This is a genomic window from Tsuneonella suprasediminis, from assembly GCF_003605755.1.
Classification (GTDB): domain Bacteria; phylum Pseudomonadota; class Alphaproteobacteria; order Sphingomonadales; family Sphingomonadaceae; genus Tsuneonella; species Tsuneonella suprasediminis.
This window is the reverse complement of sequence record NZ_RAHJ01000003.1, coordinates 1-17368: the sequence shown is the minus strand read 5'-3', so window position 1 is coordinate 17368 and position 17368 is coordinate 1. Positions and strand designations below refer to the sequence as shown.

General features: G+C 61.2%; 16 protein-coding genes, 1 tRNA gene, 1 pseudogene and 1 other annotated feature. Of the genes and pseudogenes, 6 read left to right on the top strand and 12 right to left on the bottom strand.

The genetic code is table 11. The features are described from left to right. Positions 1-27: 27 nt before the first annotated feature. The 11 genes from D6858_RS00325 to D6858_RS00275 form a co-directional block, all read right to left on the bottom strand. Positions 28-1446, bottom strand: coding sequence for a S41 family peptidase (locus D6858_RS00325; protein WP_120105914.1), 1419 nt, complete (start codon positions 1444-1446; stop codon positions 28-30). Positions 1447-1463: 17 nt separating this feature from the next. Next, positions 1464-2060: a helix-turn-helix domain-containing protein gene (locus D6858_RS00320; RefSeq protein ID WP_120105911.1), complete on the bottom strand. Its 597-nt coding sequence runs from the start codon at positions 2058-2060 to the stop codon at positions 1464-1466. Next, the gene (locus D6858_RS00315) at positions 2061-2576 is read right to left on the bottom strand and encodes a hypothetical protein (RefSeq protein ID WP_120105908.1); all 516 of its coding nucleotides are present in this window, start codon (positions 2574-2576) and stop codon (positions 2061-2063) included. Then, the gene (locus D6858_RS00310; protein ID WP_120105905.1) at positions 2573-3094 is read right to left on the bottom strand and encodes a hypothetical protein; all 522 of its coding nucleotides are present in this window, start codon (positions 3092-3094) and stop codon (positions 2573-2575) included. Before D6858_RS00310 ends, D6858_RS00315 begins: the two co-directional genes overlap by 4 nt. 212 nt (positions 3095-3306) lie before the next feature. Further along, positions 3307-4482, bottom strand: coding sequence for an AGE family epimerase/isomerase (locus tag D6858_RS00305; RefSeq protein WP_120105902.1), 1176 nt, complete (start codon positions 4480-4482; stop codon positions 3307-3309). Next, entirely contained in the window at positions 4482-6047 is a 1566-nt protein-coding gene (locus D6858_RS00300) for a tetratricopeptide repeat protein (protein WP_165859584.1), read from the bottom strand. The genes D6858_RS00305 and D6858_RS00300 overlap by 1 nt, the downstream gene beginning before the upstream one ends. Further along, positions 6044-7618 carry a glycosyltransferase family 9 protein gene (locus D6858_RS00295; RefSeq protein ID WP_165859583.1) on the bottom strand — a complete coding sequence of 525 codons (1575 nt, stop codon included), beginning with the start codon at positions 7616-7618 and terminating at the stop codon, positions 6044-6046. Before D6858_RS00295 ends, D6858_RS00300 begins: the two co-directional genes overlap by 4 nt. Positions 7619-7891: 273 nt before the next feature. Next, positions 7892-9064, bottom strand: coding sequence for a DUF2827 domain-containing protein (locus D6858_RS00290; protein WP_240623620.1), 1173 nt, complete (start codon positions 9062-9064; stop codon positions 7892-7894). Further along, positions 9046-9615 carry a hypothetical protein gene (locus tag D6858_RS00285; RefSeq protein WP_120105896.1) on the bottom strand — a complete coding sequence of 190 codons (570 nt, stop codon included), beginning with the start codon at positions 9613-9615 and terminating at the stop codon, positions 9046-9048. The genes D6858_RS00290 and D6858_RS00285 overlap by 19 nt, the downstream gene beginning before the upstream one ends. Then, positions 9612-10727, bottom strand: coding sequence for a DUF2827 domain-containing protein (locus D6858_RS00280; RefSeq protein WP_240623619.1), 1116 nt, complete (start codon positions 10725-10727; stop codon positions 9612-9614). Before D6858_RS00280 ends, D6858_RS00285 begins: the two co-directional genes overlap by 4 nt. Positions 10728-10852: 125 nt before the next feature. Beyond that, a complete protein-coding gene (locus tag D6858_RS00275; protein ID WP_120105892.1) occupies positions 10853-11986 on the bottom strand; it encodes a DUF2827 family protein in 1134 nt (377 codons plus the stop codon). Positions 11987-12486: 500 nt separating this feature from the next. On the opposite strand from D6858_RS00275, the gene D6858_RS00270 reads away from it, so the two are divergent. Continuing rightward, complete coding sequence (locus tag D6858_RS00270) at positions 12487-13437, top strand: tyrosine-type recombinase/integrase (protein WP_225082680.1); 951 nt, start codon at positions 12487-12489, stop codon at positions 13435-13437. Positions 13438-13807: 370 nt separating this feature from the next. Here the strand turns inward: D6858_RS00270 and msrA are convergent, their stop codons facing one another. Continuing rightward, positions 13808-14347 carry a peptide-methionine (S)-S-oxide reductase MsrA gene (gene msrA, locus D6858_RS00265; RefSeq protein ID WP_120105890.1) on the bottom strand — a complete coding sequence of 180 codons (540 nt, stop codon included), beginning with the start codon at positions 14345-14347 and terminating at the stop codon, positions 13808-13810. 98 nt (positions 14348-14445) lie between these two features. On the opposite strand from msrA, the gene D6858_RS00260 reads away from it, so the two are divergent. The 5 genes and pseudogenes from D6858_RS00260 to D6858_RS00240 all read left to right on the top strand — a co-directional run. Continuing rightward, positions 14446-15261, top strand: coding sequence for a class I SAM-dependent methyltransferase (locus D6858_RS00260; RefSeq protein WP_120105888.1), 816 nt, complete (start codon positions 14446-14448; stop codon positions 15259-15261). Positions 15262-15302: 41 nt separating this feature from the next. After that, on the top strand, positions 15303-16154 hold the full coding sequence (gene aguB, locus D6858_RS00255; protein WP_120105886.1) for an N-carbamoylputrescine amidase: 852 nt from the start codon (positions 15303-15305) through the stop codon (positions 16152-16154). 6 nt (positions 16155-16160) lie between these two features. After that, positions 16161-16685 (top strand): 2-amino-4-hydroxy-6-hydroxymethyldihydropteridine diphosphokinase, encoded by a 525-nt coding sequence (gene folK / locus D6858_RS00250; protein ID WP_120105884.1) that lies wholly within the window; start codon positions 16161-16163, stop codon positions 16683-16685. After that, positions 16676-16751, top strand: a tRNA-Lys gene (locus D6858_RS00245). The genes folK and D6858_RS00245 overlap by 10 nt, the downstream gene beginning before the upstream one ends. A 217-nt stretch (positions 16752-16968) precedes the next feature. Next, positions 16969-17368 (top strand): annotated as a pseudogene (locus D6858_RS00240) (transposase); the annotation flags it as partial. Beyond that, positions 17250-17366 (top strand) — a sequence feature (AL1L pseudoknot). It overlaps the preceding pseudogene by 117 nt.

Sequence of the window (17368 nt, the reverse complement as noted above, 5' to 3'; positions counted from 1 at the left end):
CCGTAATCCGCCACGCCCGACGGACAACTACTCCGATGCTGCGTCTTCCGCCTGCTTTTCAGCGCAATAGACCTTCACCGGCCGACCCTCGCGCGCGGCATCGACCGACCCGGTGGCCAGCACATCGAGCGCGCGCCTGATCTGAAAATCCGCTGCAATCGCGGCATCGTCGGGCACGGGCTGCGCGAACAGTGGCGGCGCGGGTGGATCGCCCTCGGCGGGCGGTTCCGGTCCTTCCACTTCGGTGGGCACTTCGCGCACGAGGCCCTGATCGTTGTCCATCGCATTGACCAGCGACGCCTCCGACAAGGTGCGATCGGGAGTCAGCGCCGCGCGCGCCTCTGCCTCTGTGCGCGCTACGGCGAGATCGGGCGCGATGCCGATTTTCTGGATCGATTGCCCCTCCGGCGTAAAATAGCGCACCGTGGTAACCGTGACCGCGCCCTGCGCCCCGTCGGCAATCGGGAACACACCCTGTACGATACCTTTGCCGAAGCTGGTCAGACCGAGGATCGAGGCGCGGTGATTGTCGCGCAATGCCCCGGTCAGAATCTCGGCAGAGCTGGCGCTGCCGCCATTGATCAGCACGACCACGGGCACTCCGGTGAGCAGCGAATTGGCCTGAACCACTTTGGTTTCCGCCGCATCCTGCAACGACCGACCCTGACGCACGATGACTGCCCCCGGTTCGAGGAAATATCCCGCCACGGCGATGGCCGCCCTGACAAAGCCGCCAGAATTATTGCGTAAATCGAGGATCGCCCCGGTCAGCGGCCCGTCGCTATACAGTTCGGCCAGCGCATCCCCGAAATCATCCGCGGTGCGCCCGCCGAAATTGGTGATCCGCAGATAGCCGACATCGCCCAATCGCCGCGAATACACGCTTTTCAGGCGGATCGTATCGCGGACGAGGGTGAGTTCGTGCGACTTCCCCTGCTCATCCCTGAACCCTACGGCAACTTCCGTTCCGATCTGTCCACGCAACAGGCGAACGGTGCCCTGCAGCGTTTTGCCTTTGGCGGATTTGCCGTCGATCGTGTCGATTTTCCAGCCGGAAGCCACCCCCGCGCGGGCCGATGGTCCGCCGTCGGTGGGGGATATCACGCGCGGCCAGCCATCGGCTATTTCCAGAACGACACCGATACCGGCGAATTCGCCCGCCAGATTCTCGTCGAACTCGCGATATTCTTCCGCATTCATATAGGCGGAGTGACCATCGAGCGAATTCAGCATCGCTTTCAGCGCGGCATCGGTCAGCTTCTGCGCGTCGACCGTTTCGACATAGTTGTCGGCCACGGTCTGCAATGCCTTCGCAAACAAGGCGACTTCGGACGCTTCGCGCGGCGCGGCCTGCTGCGGGTCGGCCGTTTGCGACAGAGCCGGGTGCGCCCACACGGCACACATACACAGCACACAAGCCAGTATATTCCGCACCAGCGGGATCATTGCACAGCGCGCCCGGATCAGGCTTCGTTCAGCAGGGTCAGCATCGGGGCGAGGTAACGCTTGCGGAACATGTAAGACTTGCGTCCGGTCACAATCGCATCGCGAATACCCACCAGCCGCAGCTCGGACCGCAAGCGGCAAATATAGACCTTTATCACACGATCATCGTGCGAATTGGTCCGCAAATGCGCGCGCACCACCGAACTCGCGACATATGAATCCGCTTCCGACATCAGCAGAACCAGCAGCTTGGCACAGGCCGGCCCGGCTGTTCGCAGCTTCCGCTGGATCGACGCGACCAGATATGTCCGCACGACGGCATCCATATTGTCGCCGACAACCATCTGCGGGGTGATGTTGACAGCCTGTTGCCCCGGATCCTGAGAGGGAATGGCAAGCGTGCCGCTTGCCGGCAGCTTGTCGATCACTTCGCTTTCCCGCGCGATCGAGCGCGAGAACATGAACTGCGTGTCTTCGATCTGTTCTGCCAGCCAGCTTTTGCCCGAAGCGGTCGCCATTTCGCTGGCGACGCCCAACATCTCGTCGATGCCGGACAACAAACGCTGCAGCGCGGCAGTCGACTGAGTTTCGGTCTGGGTGGTTTTGCTTTGCATCTACGCACTCCCCATTTGTGCGGAATGGCCCGTTCGACCATCGGTCGAAGTCACTTCCGCATTGTGATTGGCCGTGGCCGCCGGATCGGCGGCGTAAGGCTGGACGAATGGCCACAAGGCGAGTGCCAGAATGGCCAGTTGAAGCGCGATCGAGAGGGCAAGTAACCACGGGACCGCGGAGTTGCCCTCTCCTCCGCGACTGAGAACTGCGCGCATGTTTTCCGGCTGAAGACGGTGCGCCATCGCACTCGCTTCCTGTGCGACCAGCGCATCTTCGTGCACTTGCGCCATGCGGTTCAGGAACACTTCGCATTGCAGCGCCAGATCCTCGCGAAAGCGGTGATCCTCGCATGCGTTGCCTGCTTCGATACCAAGGCGGCCGGACACAATCGCTTCCGCTCGCCCCGGCTGAACGCCGGCAGCGCGCAGCAATGTGCCAAGGCCTTCGTAATCGAGATCGTCCCTGATGGAATCGGCGCCGCTGTCGCCGGATGGTCGCCCGGCACCCCCCGTCATGGTGCCGCTCTGGGTGCGTTCAGGCCGGCCGATATGCCAACCATCTTCCAGCGCCCTTCCTCTAAAATGAAGGCGAGGTCGAAAGTCACCTGCTGCGGGTTGGTATCGAATACCCCGACCATCCGCAGGACGCCGTTTTCGATCCACGGTTCACGCGTCCAGCGCGGAGCGTAGAGCAGGATCGGTGACAGATCGATGCCGTTTTCGCTGAACCCTCTGAAACCGCCAGCCAGTTCCTCCGGCGTATTGGTGAGCTGAAACTGACGCGCGGACAGCTTCACCAATACACCGTAATCGCCCGTCCGGTTGGCCTGATCGAGCGCGGCCAGCGTCGATTGCAGCAGGATCAGCTGCTGCGCTCTGCTCGGCATCGCGATCGCGGCGGGCTGCGTATTGTTGGCTTGCGCGGATGGCGCGGCCTGCTGCGCCTGCGCGACCACCGGCGAAACGGCGACCGAAGCGACGAGAGCCGCCAGCGTGCCCCCCCGACGAAGGCGTGCGTAAAGAGTATTGGTCATGCAGCTTTTCCTGTCTGAAGTGTGGAGGGGCATTTTCTCTTGTTTCGTCAGGGGAATATCGCCCCCACGACCGCCACGGCCCGGAACATTCCCGCCCGGAACATCCGCACAATCGGTGCGCGTGCGAACGGACCAGCTGAAACGGCGGCGCGGGCTTGCCGACAGAACAAGCGTTTTTCGCCCGGTTCGGGCTCTTGCGACGGTAGCGTTCGTCATCGCGCCGCCTCCGGGAATGTGGCCCAGCCGCAGCCGACCAGCGCCAGCGCTGCTTCGAACAAATGGTAGAGCGACGACGCGGGCACTGTGTCGACCATCGGAACGCCGTTCTCGTCCAGATCGCTGACCCACCCTTCCGCGAAAGGGCGACCAACGAAATGCTCCAGAATAAGCCCGGCAATCCGTTCGGCGCGATCCATCCCTGCCTCTGAATCGTCGAAGACAGTCGCCGCGCGCAGTGCCTCGCAATGCGGCCAAAGGCGGTGATGGGGGCGCAGAACGGTGCCTTCGGGCCGACAGGAATCGTAAATCAGGCCGCTTTCCAGACACCACCCGTGATCATCGGCAAATGCCAGCATTGACCGAACCGGTACGTCGCAGGCAAACCCTGCCCTCTCTGCCCGCGCGAGCAACCATGCCCATTCGTACTGATGCCCGGGCTCGACCACACCGCCATCCTGTGCTGGCTGCCAGCGCATACCGAACCATTCGAGCACGGCCCCACTGTTCGGATCGACCATGCGTGTCGCAAGCAGGTCGAGGATTTCCTCTATCCGCCCCCTGATCCGCCATTCCGGTGCCACGTCACGCAGCGCGAGCAGTGCCTCCAGAAAATGCATGTGCGAATTCTGATCGTGGTCCTGATTGTCAGACGCGGTTCGCCAGCCGGGCTGTTCGTTCAGGCGCAGGCGGCGATCGATCAGGTCGAGTGTGCGGCAGGCCATATCGACCGGCTCCTGCGCCCCCGACACCCGCGCCCAATGGGCACAGGCATAGAGCGCAAACGCCTGATCGTAGAGCGTGAATTCGGTATCGACTGCCTGCCCGTTGCTACCCACGCGCGCATGCCAGCCCGATACGGTGGACCAGAAATACCGCACCATCGCCTGCCAGCCGTTTTCGGCCACCGGCAATGCCCACGTCAGCCCCGCGTCCGCAGCCTGCGCGTAAACCGAAACCTGCCGCGCGATGACGCGCAGGCGCAAATATCCCGGCCATGCGGAATGACCGGCCCGATCGAGTTGCTCTGCAAAGGGCAGAATCATATTGGGTCGTTTCTGCGCCCAATAGGGAAGCGCGCTATCCGCGACCCACGCGACATAGCGTTCCACCGCGCTGGCATTCGCGAGTTCCATCGGCTCCAGCCGGGCAGAGGCGGTTTGCATCCCCATCACCGCCGCCGCCCCTTGCCGGATGCCGGATTGCGGGCTGGCTGGCCGCTCGCGCGGTCGCGCAACAGCGCCAGCCGTTCCGCCACCGCTTCGATCACCGGTGCCCAATCGCCTTCATGCGTCTGGCGGAACACCCGGACATCGGGATACCAGTAACTGTCGCGCCGCTTGCGCCCCCAACGCCAGTCGGCGCTTCGGCGCAACATCAGCAACACCGGCTTGCCCATCGCCGCCGCAAGGTGTGCGACAGCGGTATCGACCGCGACCACCACATCGAGGCAGGCAATCAGCGCCGCGGTATCGGCCAGATCGAACAGCCAGTCGCTGGTGTCGACAATATTCGGGATCGGCATCGCGCTCAGTTCCGCCACGCCGGACCTGTCGTGCAGCCCAAACCACGCGATGCCGGGCAGATCGAAGCGATGCACCAGCGCAGACGGAACCGTTTTGGAATTCCCATCCGCCACACCCGGCATCACAAGGCCATCACGCCATGCCACGGTAACCAGCCCGCAGCGGAACTGCGTGGCGCTTTCAGGCGCGAGTTGCAGAAGGCGGTTGCGCCAGATCGCGATATCCGCCTCGGGCGCGGAGAGATATGGTCGTGGCCGGGCGAATCCCTCCCGCCGCAAATGACGGGGAAGGCTGCCGATCGGTATCTGGCAATCGATTGGCCGCGCCAGTTCGAGCCAGGGCTGAAACTCTTCCCCTTCCCGCCCGGTTGTCGACACGCTCGACCACACGTGCGCTTCGGGGAAACTCGCCGCGAACAAGCGCGCCAGTTGCGGCGATACCGCGAGGTGGAGGCTGGCCGGATCGCCGGGAAGATCGCCAAGGCAGGAAGCGAACATGATCTGATCGCCCAGCCCCTGTTCCTTATGCACAAGCAGCGAGCGCCCGTTCAACGGGTCGCCCGCCCATTCGGGCATGGAGTACGAAACAATCGCCATCGCATCATGCGGGTACAAAGTGCGGCGATGTTCGAAATTATCCCAGCCAGTCGCGAATTCCTCGTCGCGCAATTGCTGCATCGCATGTTCCCACACGATGCCCGGATCATGAGCGGATCGCTGCTCCGCCGCGGCAAACCAATGCCGCGCCTCGGCCAGTTTTCCGCAATCGTCGGCAATTTTGGCGATGCGTATTTCGATCCCGGCCGGATCGCCGCCAGCATCGAGCAACTGACTGATCCGCTGCCACGCCTCGTCATAACGCCCTTGCCGACGCAGGAGGTCGGACAGGTTATTGAGCGCACCATAGTGGCGCGGATCGATCCGCAAGGCTTGCGCGTAATGCAGGCCTGCCCGATCGAGACGCCCCGCCGCCTCTTCAACCACCCCGCGATTGAACCATGCCTCTGCGTCGGGCATCCCGGTATCGGTCGCCGCGAATTCATACAGCGCGCGTTCGTCGGGAAGCCAGCCCAGTCCGATCGCCAGCAGTTGCAGCATCAACGGATCGGTTATCGCCTGCGGCCCTGCCGACAGGACAAGTTCGCGCGATTTTGCAGTGTCGCCGCGCAAATGTGCGTCGAGCGCCTGCTGGCGAAGCGGGAGCAGGTTCACGCGCATTCTCCCACACGTTGCTGTTGGGCAGCGCCAATGAGATCCTTGCGAACCCGTTCGATCAGGCCGGACCAGTCACCCGGCGCATCCTGCCAGTAAAGGCGTGCGCTATCGTACCAGTAACTCGACCGCGCGCCCCATTCGCCCCAGCGACAATCGCCCTTGCGATTGAGCAGTATCCAGACCGGCACGCCCATCGCGCCGGCCAGATGAGCCACACCTGTGTCGACCGTAACCAGCAAGTCGAGCTGTTCGAGCACCGCCGCAGTGCGATCGAGACTGAGCAGATCGGCGGAAATATCGACCAGCCGCCCCTGCGCCGCGTCGCCACCTTCGAATTCAGCCAATGGCACATTGGTGATCGCCACCGGCGCGACGCCCTCGATGTCCACCAGACGCAGCATTTCGGCCAGCGGCATCGTCTTATGACGCGCCCGCATGGAGCCATTGAATTGCCCCTTCGCGGGGTTGGAAGCCCAACAGACCCCCACGCGCAATGCGCGCTGGCCGCGCCCCTGAGCGTCTCGCCCGGCCCAATCCAGACGGCCCCGCCAGAAATCGCGCGCGCCGTCCGACGGGCGCAGATAAGGCGCGCCGGAGAATGCATCGCGGCGATTGCGAAACCGGCCCATCAGCGAACCGATGGCGAGCACGGAATCCACCGGTCGTTCCGCACCGGCGCGGGCGAGCACGTCGGCATATTCCTCCGCCCCCGCATCGAACGGCAAGGCAAGCACGGCCACTTCGGGAAAGCTGGCGCGAAACAGGCCGACCAGCAACTCGTGCACTGCCAGAGTGACCTGCCCGCAGGCTGCCTGCATATCGGCAACGGCAGAAGCGAACATGATCTGATCGCCCAGCCCCTGCTCTCCATAGACCAGTACATGATCTGAAGACGCACCTGACCAACGCGGGCAATCGAACGGGAAATCGTTCACGCCATTCTTGACCGACGGCGCGAAGCGGGTTTCGTATTTCGGCCATGCTTCGGCAAAATGCTGCCGGGCGAGCAGCGAGTGGAAATGCTCCCAGTCGAGGTGCGACCGGTCCGTCGCCCTTTCCGACGCAAGCGCGAACATGGCATCGGCTTCTTCAACCCGGCCAAGGTTTTGCAGTGCAATCGCGGCATTGGAATAGCTGGCCGGATGGTCGGGCGCGCGTTGCTGCAACCGCTCTGCCAGAGCGATCGACTCCTCGAACAATTCGTTCACCCGGAAGCTCTGTGTGCCCCCGGCCAATGCATCGATATGCAAGGGGTCAATCGTCAGCGCCCGGCGATAACAATCCAGCGCCCTGTCGTGCTGGTCCGCCCACTCAAAAAACACGGCGCGGTTTATCCATGCCTGCGGATCGAACGGGGCATTGCGACATGCTGCCGCACAATGCGCCGCGGCCAATGCCGCCCACTCATCGTTGAGAGACGCGGCCCGCAACATGTGGGCCAGCCCGTTATCGGGATCGTGCGCGAGTATCGCCACCGCCAGTTCGCCACATCGGGCGAGGTCGCCATTGTTCAGGGCAGCGAGTGCATCTTCACAGGTCGCCATTTGGTGGATGCCCGGCTCAGCCATGTTGCCCTCCCTGCATTGAGCCGAGGCCATTGCAGCAATCATGGCGCTGGTCAGACGCGCCAGATAACAGGCGGGTGCCGACCGCGGCGGGGCGGAAATTCGGCACCCCTTCCCCGGGGACAATCCGAACGGGAGGGAGAGAGCCGCCTCGCCATGTGGATCGGGGAAGTTTTCGATGTCTTGTTCGGCGCATCGCCGGATTGCGGCGACTGCCCGTGCCGCTCGCCAGGCAGAGCGCGGCGGCCGGCAAAATGGCGCGGATATTGTGGACTATCATGCGGCAGTTTCCCGCAGGCTTCGCGCCGCCGTGCGCTCCATCAGATCGAACAGAAGATCGTCATAACTGGCGGCGAGATCAGGGTCGGTCGCCAGAAACCGCTGAATTCGCTGGCGCTGATGCGCGGTGTAACTCTGCCAGTCGCGATCATGATCCGTCATCGCGCGCCGAAGCAGGGCAGCGCCCAGTTCGAGATCGTGCCCCGGATAATAATATCCGAGATCGGCAACGATTTCGGCGTTGTGAACCAGCGGATATCCCTGCCAGCACACCTCAAGGTAAAAGTAATTGAGCGCCAAACCCCACTGGTGGGAAATCACGATGTCGGTCGCCTCTGCCAGAAAGGCAGGGGTCTGGACGCGCCCGATGAAGCTGGCCTTCTGCGCCCGGACGATATCCAGTTGCAGCATCAGGCGAGTGAATTCGCGCCCTTCGCGGGCCAGCGCATCGGCGTTGGCAACATGAAGATAGCCGACATCATCCGGGGCCGCGCGATAGGCCTGTTCGGCAATCAGCACCGGATAAAGGCAGAATTTCAATACATCGATATTCGGTTCGATCACCGACAGACGTCGCGGCCCGTCATGTGGGCGATAAGTTCCCGCGTCAGGGTAATCTCCCACCACCGATTCGAGTGCCATCGGATCCCACACGAACGGAACCCGCCGCGCAGGACAGCGACGCAGAGTCTGCAGGAAGCCCCGGTTGAGATCGAAAATCTGCGGGATGATCCACAATTCATCGTAATGCGGATTGACGTAGAGATCGCCCCACAACGGACGACGGAAGATCATCGCCTCGATGTTCTGGACATATTCGGGACCGCAGCAGTAGCTGACCAGACGGGTGCCCTGTTTGCGAAGGCGATCGGTCTGCGCCGGGCTGACCTGCCCGCCCAGTTCGATCACAACGTCGAGCCCCGCACTGCCCCGGTCGAACGGCATCGTCGGAAATTCGGAGAGCGACCAGGGCAACGCATCGGTGATCGCCACATCGGTCGTATTGAGCAGCACAACCCGATGCCCCAGTGGCGACGCGCTGAGCAACTTGGCGAGAAACAAGGCGTTCTGCTTGATCCCGTTGGTCCACAGGCTCTCGTCAGGCTGACGCAGCCCGATCGTAATGCCGATTTCCAGAGCATGCCGCCGCGTCATTTTCGCGGGGGCCATTCGAATGCCGCCTGACGGCGGATGATCGTGCAGTTTTCGGTATTCTGCACCAGCGTGAAGGTTTCCTCTGGCCGCTCCTTGCTTTGATAAACCAGAATCCCATCGATAAGCGGCGCACCGACCGCGCTGTCCAACTGCCTTTCCGCCACCGTTTTGCAGCTGGCCGCAGAGGACGAAACCCGTTCGACGAGGACGGAACAACCGCCCTTAGCTGTCGGGATTGTGGTGATCGACAGCGCCGCGCGCCGCTCCCCCGCGCCCAGCCCGGTGAGCGAAAAGAATGGCGATCCGTCAGGTGAATCGTGATCCCAGTTGATGACGATGTCCTGCATCGTCGCCCCGGCCACGCCACGCTGCGCCACCGCGTTGATCGCAGGCAGACACCGGCGCACGCCAACCTGCTGCGCTGCGAGAGCAACCAGCGGCGGTGAGCCAGCCGCAGCATTGGCGGGAGCCGCCGCCAGCACCGGACGCGCCAGATAACCAGCCAGAACTCCGCCTGCGACCAGCGACACAATGCCCGCCGCACGCAAGATGCGCGCACCGCTCATACCGGCGCCTCCATCCCGCAGGCCTCGGCCATTGCGCGGGTGTAGGACGCCACATTGGCGTCGCTGCACGGATCGAGCCGCGCCAGCAAACGCCGCGCATCGGCGCGATAGCTGTCGAGATTGCGATCATGCGACGCCAGCGCCTGCAACAAGGCAAGCGCCCCGTCTTCGGGATCGAACGTGCGATAGGCATATCCGCATCCATCCAGCAGATGCGAATTATGGATCAGCGGAAAACCGCCATACAGCGCCTCGTAGTACAGATAGTTCTGAGCGTTATGCCAATGGTGGGATACCAGCGCGTCGGCTCGCGTCCCCAGCACGTCGAACACCGGGACGCGCGGTTCGAAACTGGCAATGCCATGCTGCACCAGATCCATCGATCGGGCATAGGCGGCGAACGCGCTGTGTTCCCGCAACTCCATTGCATTATAGACCCACAACGCCTCAACCGCGTTCGGATCGCGCCGATACGCCAGGTCGCTGAGCAGCATTGGCAGGTGGCAGGTTTTGACCATACAGATATTCGGCTCCATCACCGCAAGGCGCCAGCTTTTGCGACCGGGAGTGTAGGCAAAGGACCGTTCCGCCCCCACACCGGCGAGCGTGCGTTCAAGCAGCAGCGGGCTCCACAAATGCTGCATCGCCTGCACCGGCGCATGGAAACCGGCACGGTAGTATGGCGCGCACGTTTCCTCGAAAGCAGGCAACGTCCAGATGCGGTCGTATGGCGCGCGCGACATCAGCATCGCGGGGGGGCGATCAAACGCCATCCGTTCCATATCGAGTACGAAATCGTTGGCGACGTGCATCGCAATCGTGTGCCCGCCCCGGTCGCCAAACTGCCGCATCCATTCGATATCGAACTGCGCGCTCAGCTCGATTGCGAGATCGAGCGTATCCATCGCTTCGTCGAGCGAGATCACCGGCGCGGGAGAGAGCGAGAGGAAATCACCCGCCGCCTTCGGATCCCCCGGACCACCGTTGATAATGAAACACTTCTCGACCAGCGGCGAGCGCTCAAGCAGCATCAGAAGGAAATAGCAGTTCTGGAAAATGCCATTTTCCCACAGGCTCTGCTGCCCCTCCCGGAGGAAAAGGGTAACTCCCACTTTGAGCCGCCGTGGGCCATCCGAACGACCACTCCCATTCCCTGCCCCCTTGCCCGCCGGGGATGAGGGCGCGCTCAAGTCCGATTTTGAAGGCGCATTTCGTTTGGGATGTTTGGCGAGTGTGCTCATGCCGCATACCTCGGCGCGGAGCGACTGGTGACCGCCAGCAATCGCCGTGCATAGGCATCACGGTTCGCGGAATTTGCCGGACTCAGCGAGGCGATTTTCTCATTCGCCCGCGCCCGATAGCTTGCGAGGTTACGGTCATGCTCGCGGCAGGCCAGTTCGAACTGCGCGCGTCCGGCATCGACATCCGACGCGGGGTAATAATACCCCACGTCGGCAAACAGCGGCGAATTGTGGATCAGCGGATATCCGCCTGCCAGCACGTCGAGGTAGAGGTAATTTTGCGGACAATCGATCTGATGGCTCACGACGATGTCCACCCCGCCCCCCATGACCCGCGCAAAATAGTCGCGCCCTTCCAGCGACACCTTCCCCGCGCTGTAGAGTGACGATCTGCCAACCATCATCACGAAGGTGTGATGCTTCGCAAATTGCGCCGTGTTCATGAAGCGCAGACGGGCAAGCGCCGAGGGGTCGGCGCGATGCACCTCGTCACAGATCAAAAAAGGGAGAATCCCCATTTTGATCGTTGAAATATTGGGCTCGAAGATAGCCGCCGACACTGCCCCTTTGGCCAGCGCCCCGGCACGATAACCGAAACTGAGCCCCTCCTGCTCAACCATTTCGGCTGCGTGGTCGAGGAAGACAGGCGACCAAAGATACGGCACCTCTTCCACCGGGCAGCGATGGACCCCGCGCATCATCGCGGAGAATTGCCGGTCCTTGGGCAAGAGCCAGACTTCGTCGCAGCGTTCAGCAAGGCCATAATTAGCTGGACGACTGAAAATAGTCGGCTCGACCAGTGCGGCATAAGGCTGCCCACACAAATGGGTCACCACTTTACCGCCCCGCGCGCGGAACCGTCGAGTCCATTCAGCATCGAGCCCGCCCGAAAGCTCTATCGCGATATCAATCGCCCCATCTGCTTCAACAAGGGGAATCAGAGGAAACTGCCCACCAACGGGCTCAGTATGCGCGGGCAACTGCCCCTCCCCGCCGCAATCGAGCAGCACCACCTGTTCAACAAAGGGAATCGACCGAAGCAGGCAGGCAAGATGAAATACATTCTGCCCGATACCATTACTCCAGATATCGCCCCCTGCAGCCGGGAGAGCAGAGACCCCTACGCGCATCGACCACCTCCGACCGCAGCCGCAACCCGATGGCGCCCGCGAAGAGTTGGGAGGTCACGCCCCAGCCAGTTTGGGATCGTTGACTGACCAGAACGCAACCTCCCCTTGCGGCCTGCCGGGAGCGACAGGACGCAAGAATCCGAGTTATCGCCACCGCCCAAACGCAAGCTAACGCGTGGGACAGCGCACGAAGCATCCATCGAAACAGGGGAATGCAGGGAAAAACCGCCATGCAGCGGGCCGCTGCGAAATCGCGCCAGAACTGTACCTCGCGCGCATTTACCATTTCCACCCACCAACAAATGTAAGCGGCTGGAATTCAAACCAGATTTTTGCCGGTCAAGTTTGGGGAGGCAAACAATTGCAGCCAAAATGGTTTTTCCCTGTACACTCTTGCTGATTTGAGCTGTTGTGACGGAATAACCAATTGTGTAACATTTAGATATATTTTGACGAAATCTAATTAAAATTTAATCAATAATGAGGGAATTGTTGATCTCATGAATGATATGCATTATGATTTCGCGATGTTTTCCGACGGAGGTCAGAGAAAGTATCTGACATCATCCGAATTGGATGCATTTCTTGAGGCGGCGGAAAAGCGCCCGCTTCAGATCCGGGCCTTTTGCCTGATGCTGTATCATTCAGGGTGTCGTATCTCAGAAGCGCTCGCCCTTACTGCCGAACAGATCGACTTCGATCAGAAAGTGGTCGTCGTTCAAAGTCTGAAGAAGCGGAAAAAGACGCATTTCAGATCCATTCCCATTCCAGATAACTATCTCGAAATACTAAAAATATTAGTTTCAGATATTCCTGCACCTAACGATAGGTTGTGGCCCTGGGCGCGTATGACGGCTTATCGGTATGTTCGCAGCGTAATGCTTGCCGCTGGTGTAGTCGGAGAGCAGGCGTCCCCCAAAGGTCTGCGGCATGGGTTCGCGATTCGCGCCATACAGCAGAAGGTACCGCTGCCTCTCGTCCAGCGCTGGCTCGGCCATGCGGATCTCAAAACCACCGCGATATATACCCATGCCGTAGGCCCGGAGGAGCGGGAGATCGCCGCCCGCATGTGGCCAGGCCCCCAAACCACCATTCACCGTAGCAAAGTGACGCACCCAGAATCCCGCAATATGCTATTGAATTCAAATGAGAATAATTTCCAGAAAGGAGCGGAATGGGTCGGTTGCAGTTGCCCGACCAGCGTTTCGGAGCCTGTGCCCCCGTGTCCGGTCGTGCAGGAACGCACGTGCCGCGAACTACGCGGAGATCTTCAGCAAACCTCTGAAAATAATAAGGAAGAAATCCGTCAGTTGGCAAAAGAGGTAAGCGCGGCCACTCAGGGCACGTCGACGGTGTCCAAGATTTTTAATTGCCAAAGGTTACACAATTGGTTAAAGTGTATCGCCGTTATCTCATTGAAATCATTGATTCTTAGCACTCAATACGCATGATAAGTTTTTTGTAACAACTTGCGTGACCCGGGTCATCCAAAGCGAGGCGGCATTGCCACGGGTCAGGCAGAACCTGACCATCGACTGTTCGCAGTTGAGCGCACGGGCGCAGGCACCTCAATGGTAACAACGTCCATTTACAGGGCTTAAGGCTGGTCAGACCTGCTGCTTGCCGCGATCACAACTGTCCTACAGCGAACAGGCGCCCTATCCGACCGCGATGCGCCGCGACCTCGCCTCTCCCTTCTGCACGCAAACAAGCGAGCCCGGATCGGCATGCGAGCCGAGGGGAAAAGAGTTTCAGGACTGTGTAACAAGCGGTCCACCGTTCAGCTTCGAACACGCGAGACTGAACGGATTGCCGAATGCGTCAGGCGTCGGGCCGGACCTTGGCGGCAAAGCTCTTACGCAGCTTCATCAGTTTGGGCGGAATGACAGCCAGGCAATAGGGGTTGCGCTGCCCTTCGCCATCCCAATACTCCTGATGGTAATCCTCCGCGGGATACCATGTCGTGACGTCTTCGATTGTCGTCACGGCCTGCTGGCCTGCATGATCGCTGTTCCAGCGAGCGATTGCCGCCAGGGCTTCCTCGCGCTGGGTGTCGTCGGCAACAAAGATCGCGCTGCGATACTGGGTGCCCACATCATTGCCCTGACGGTTGAGCTGGGTCGGATCGTGGGTGCCAAGAAATACGTCGTAGATTTCCGGCAAAGTGATAACCGCCGGATCGTATGTCACCCGGATCGCTTCGGCATGGCCGGTATCCCCGCCGCAGACCTGCTTGTAAGTCGGATCGGCCACTGTACCGCCGATATAGCCGCTTTCGACCGCGCTCACGCCGATCACATCGCGAAACACCGCTTCGGTACACCAGAAGCATCCACCGGCGACGATTGCCTGCTCGCTCATTCCAAATCTCCTTCGTTCAAGGAGATAGGGTGCACCTGCCCGCTTGTCATCGCCGCGCGATCGCTTAGGTTCATAGTTCCAACGAAGGGGAGAACACCATGCGCCGCATAGTAGCCGCTGCACTCGCCGCTATTGCCTTTGTCACTGTACCTGCGCCCGCATTGGCCGACCCACAAACCTCCCCGGCGATGGAGGCCGCACTGGCACAGGCCAATCGCACCGACGATCGCGCCCGTGACGCGTTTCGCCACCCCTCACAGACGTTGGCGTTCTTCGGCGTCGAACCGGGAATGACCGTGGTCGATTATATGCCGGCCGGGGGCTGGTACACCCGCATACTTGTGCCGTATCTCGGCAAGAACGGCCGGTATATCGGCCTGATGCCCGATCCGTCTGCCGCGCAAGCGGAAGGGAACGCACGCTATTTCGCGGCATTGCCGGCAAAGTTCGCCGAAGCCAGCCCGAAGTGGAACCTCTCCGGCGCACCAGTCTCGGCTTATGTCTCCAGCGAATTGCCCGACGCTCTGCAGGGTACAGTCAATCGGGTGCTGATTTTCCGCGAGATGCATAACCTGCTCCGTTCGGGCGCGATGCGAATAGAGCTCGGCCGCATCCGCGATCTGCTGGCCGACGACGGGATGCTCGGTATTGTCCAGCATCGCGCCAGGCCGTGGGCCAGTGGCGATTATACCGACGGCGGCAAAGGCTACTTGCGGCAAAGCGATGTCATCGGCCTGGTCGAAGCGCACGGGTTTGCCCTTGTCGGTACAAGCGAGATCAACGCCAACCCGAAAGACACGGCGGACTGGCCCGGCGGGGTCTGGGAACTGCCGCCGGGGCTTTCGTCAAAAAACGAAGCGCGCAAGGCCGTGGGCGAGAGCGACCGTATGACACTGTTGTTCCGCAAGCGGTAATCGCCGTGGACTTCGCCCAGCCGCCCCAGTAATCCGCCCGCATGAGCCAGATCACCGTCGCCGCCCTGCAACTCGACCTGTCGTCGCACGACGAGCAGGCCAATATCGCTGCCGTATCCGCATTGGTGGAACAGGCTGCGGCACAAGGCGCGCAGATCGTGTTGCCGCCGGAGCTGTTTTCAGGCCCCTATTTCTGCAAAGTGGAAGACGAGGCGTTGTTCGCTCTCGCCCGCCCGACCCGCGAACATCCTTCGGTAATCGCGATGCAGGCGCTGGCGCAGAAGCTGGGCGTGGCGATCCCCACCAGCTTCTTCGAACGTGACGGGCACCATTACTACAACACGCTGGCGATGATCGGCACCGATGGCGAAATCCTCGGCACATATCGCAAGAGCCATATTCCCGATGGGCCGGGGTACGAAGAGAAGTACTATTTCCGCCCCGGCAACGACGGGTTCAAAGTGTGGAACGTGTGCGGCACCCGCATTGGCGTGGGCATCTGCTGGGACCAGTGGTATCCCGAATGCGCCCGCGTGATGGCGCTGATGGGGGCGGAACTGCTGTTCTATCCCACGGCCATCGGCTCCGAACCCTATGATGCAGACTTGGACACCAGTCGGATGTGGCGGCGGGCCATGCTGGGCCACGCGGTCAGCAACTGTATGCCGATGATCGCCGCGAACCGGATCGGGAGCGAAGACGGGCAGGCATTTTATGGCCACAGCTTCATCACTGACGAATGGGGCGACTATCTGGCTGAATTCGGCGCGAACGACAGCGGCGTGATCGTTGCCCGGATCGATCTGGCACAGGCAGCCAAGCATCGCGCGGGAATGGGCTTCTTCCGCGACCGGAGGCCACAGCTCTACGGCCGAATCGCGCAAGATATCTGATTCTTTATGCGCCAGCTCGGGCATTGCTATATCGTCGCGCTCGGTTCCAACGTGCGACACATCAGGCATGGTTCGCCGCGCAAAGTTCTCTCTGCGGCAATCGCCGCGATGCAGGACACTGGGCTGGAACTGCAGGCCATTGCCCCGATCATGGAAAGCGCCCCGCTCGGCCCTTCGCGGAGGCGATACGCCAACACCGCCGCAATGATCGCGACCAATCTGGGGCCAGAGGCGCTCCTGGCCACGCTTCAGGCGATAGAGGCCGCTTTCGGCCGCAAACGCACCGGCCAGCCGTGGTCCGCACGGGTACTCGATCTGGATATCCTGTTGTGGAGTGGCGGAACCTGGTTCAGCCCGAACCTCACTATCCCGCATCCGCTGTTCCGCCAGCGCACCTTCGCCCTCGCTCCGGCTGCCACGATTGCGCCCGACTGGCGCGATCCAATATCGGGCTATACACTACGCCAGTTACTTCACCGCTTGACCCATACGGTGACGCTGCTAGTGCCCCCCGCGTGGTCGGGCCCTTAGCTCAGTCGGTAGAGCAACTGACTTTTAATCAGTAGGTCGCTGGTTCGAACCCAGCAGGGCTCACCACCTTTTCAATAGCTTAGACGAGATTTTATCCTACCTTGTGGCGAAGTTTTTCGTTTGGGGTAACGATTGGGGTAACAGCGTGCAAATCTCTAGCATGTTGACAGCAAAGGTGAAAAATTCCCCGCACAATCGATCATTTAGAGGGGGCGAGATGAAACGGATTTTGAACCGCCCCGGGATTGTCGGAGGCCCTAACTCCTGAGAGGAAGGGTCTACGATGAGCAAGACGACGAACAAGTTTGCACCGGAAGTTCGCGAGCGGGCAGTCCGCCTGGTTCTGGACCAAGAGAGCGAGCATCCATCCCGGTGGGCAGCGATCACATCCATAGCGGCGATGATTGGCTGTTCAGGGCACACGTTGCTGGAGTGGGTGAAGAAAGCCGAGGTGAACAGCGGCAAGCGTGCCGGCGTACCGGTGGAGGTTGCAGACAAGCTGAAGGCGCTGGAACGCGAGAACCGCGAGCTGCGCCAGGCCAACGAGATCCTGCGCAAGGCCTCTGCATATTTTGCCCAGGCGGAGCTCGACCGCCCGTTCAAGCGATGACCAGCTTCATTGATGAGCATCGGGGTGAGTATGGGGTCGAGCCGATCTGCCGGGTTCTGCCGATCGCCCCATC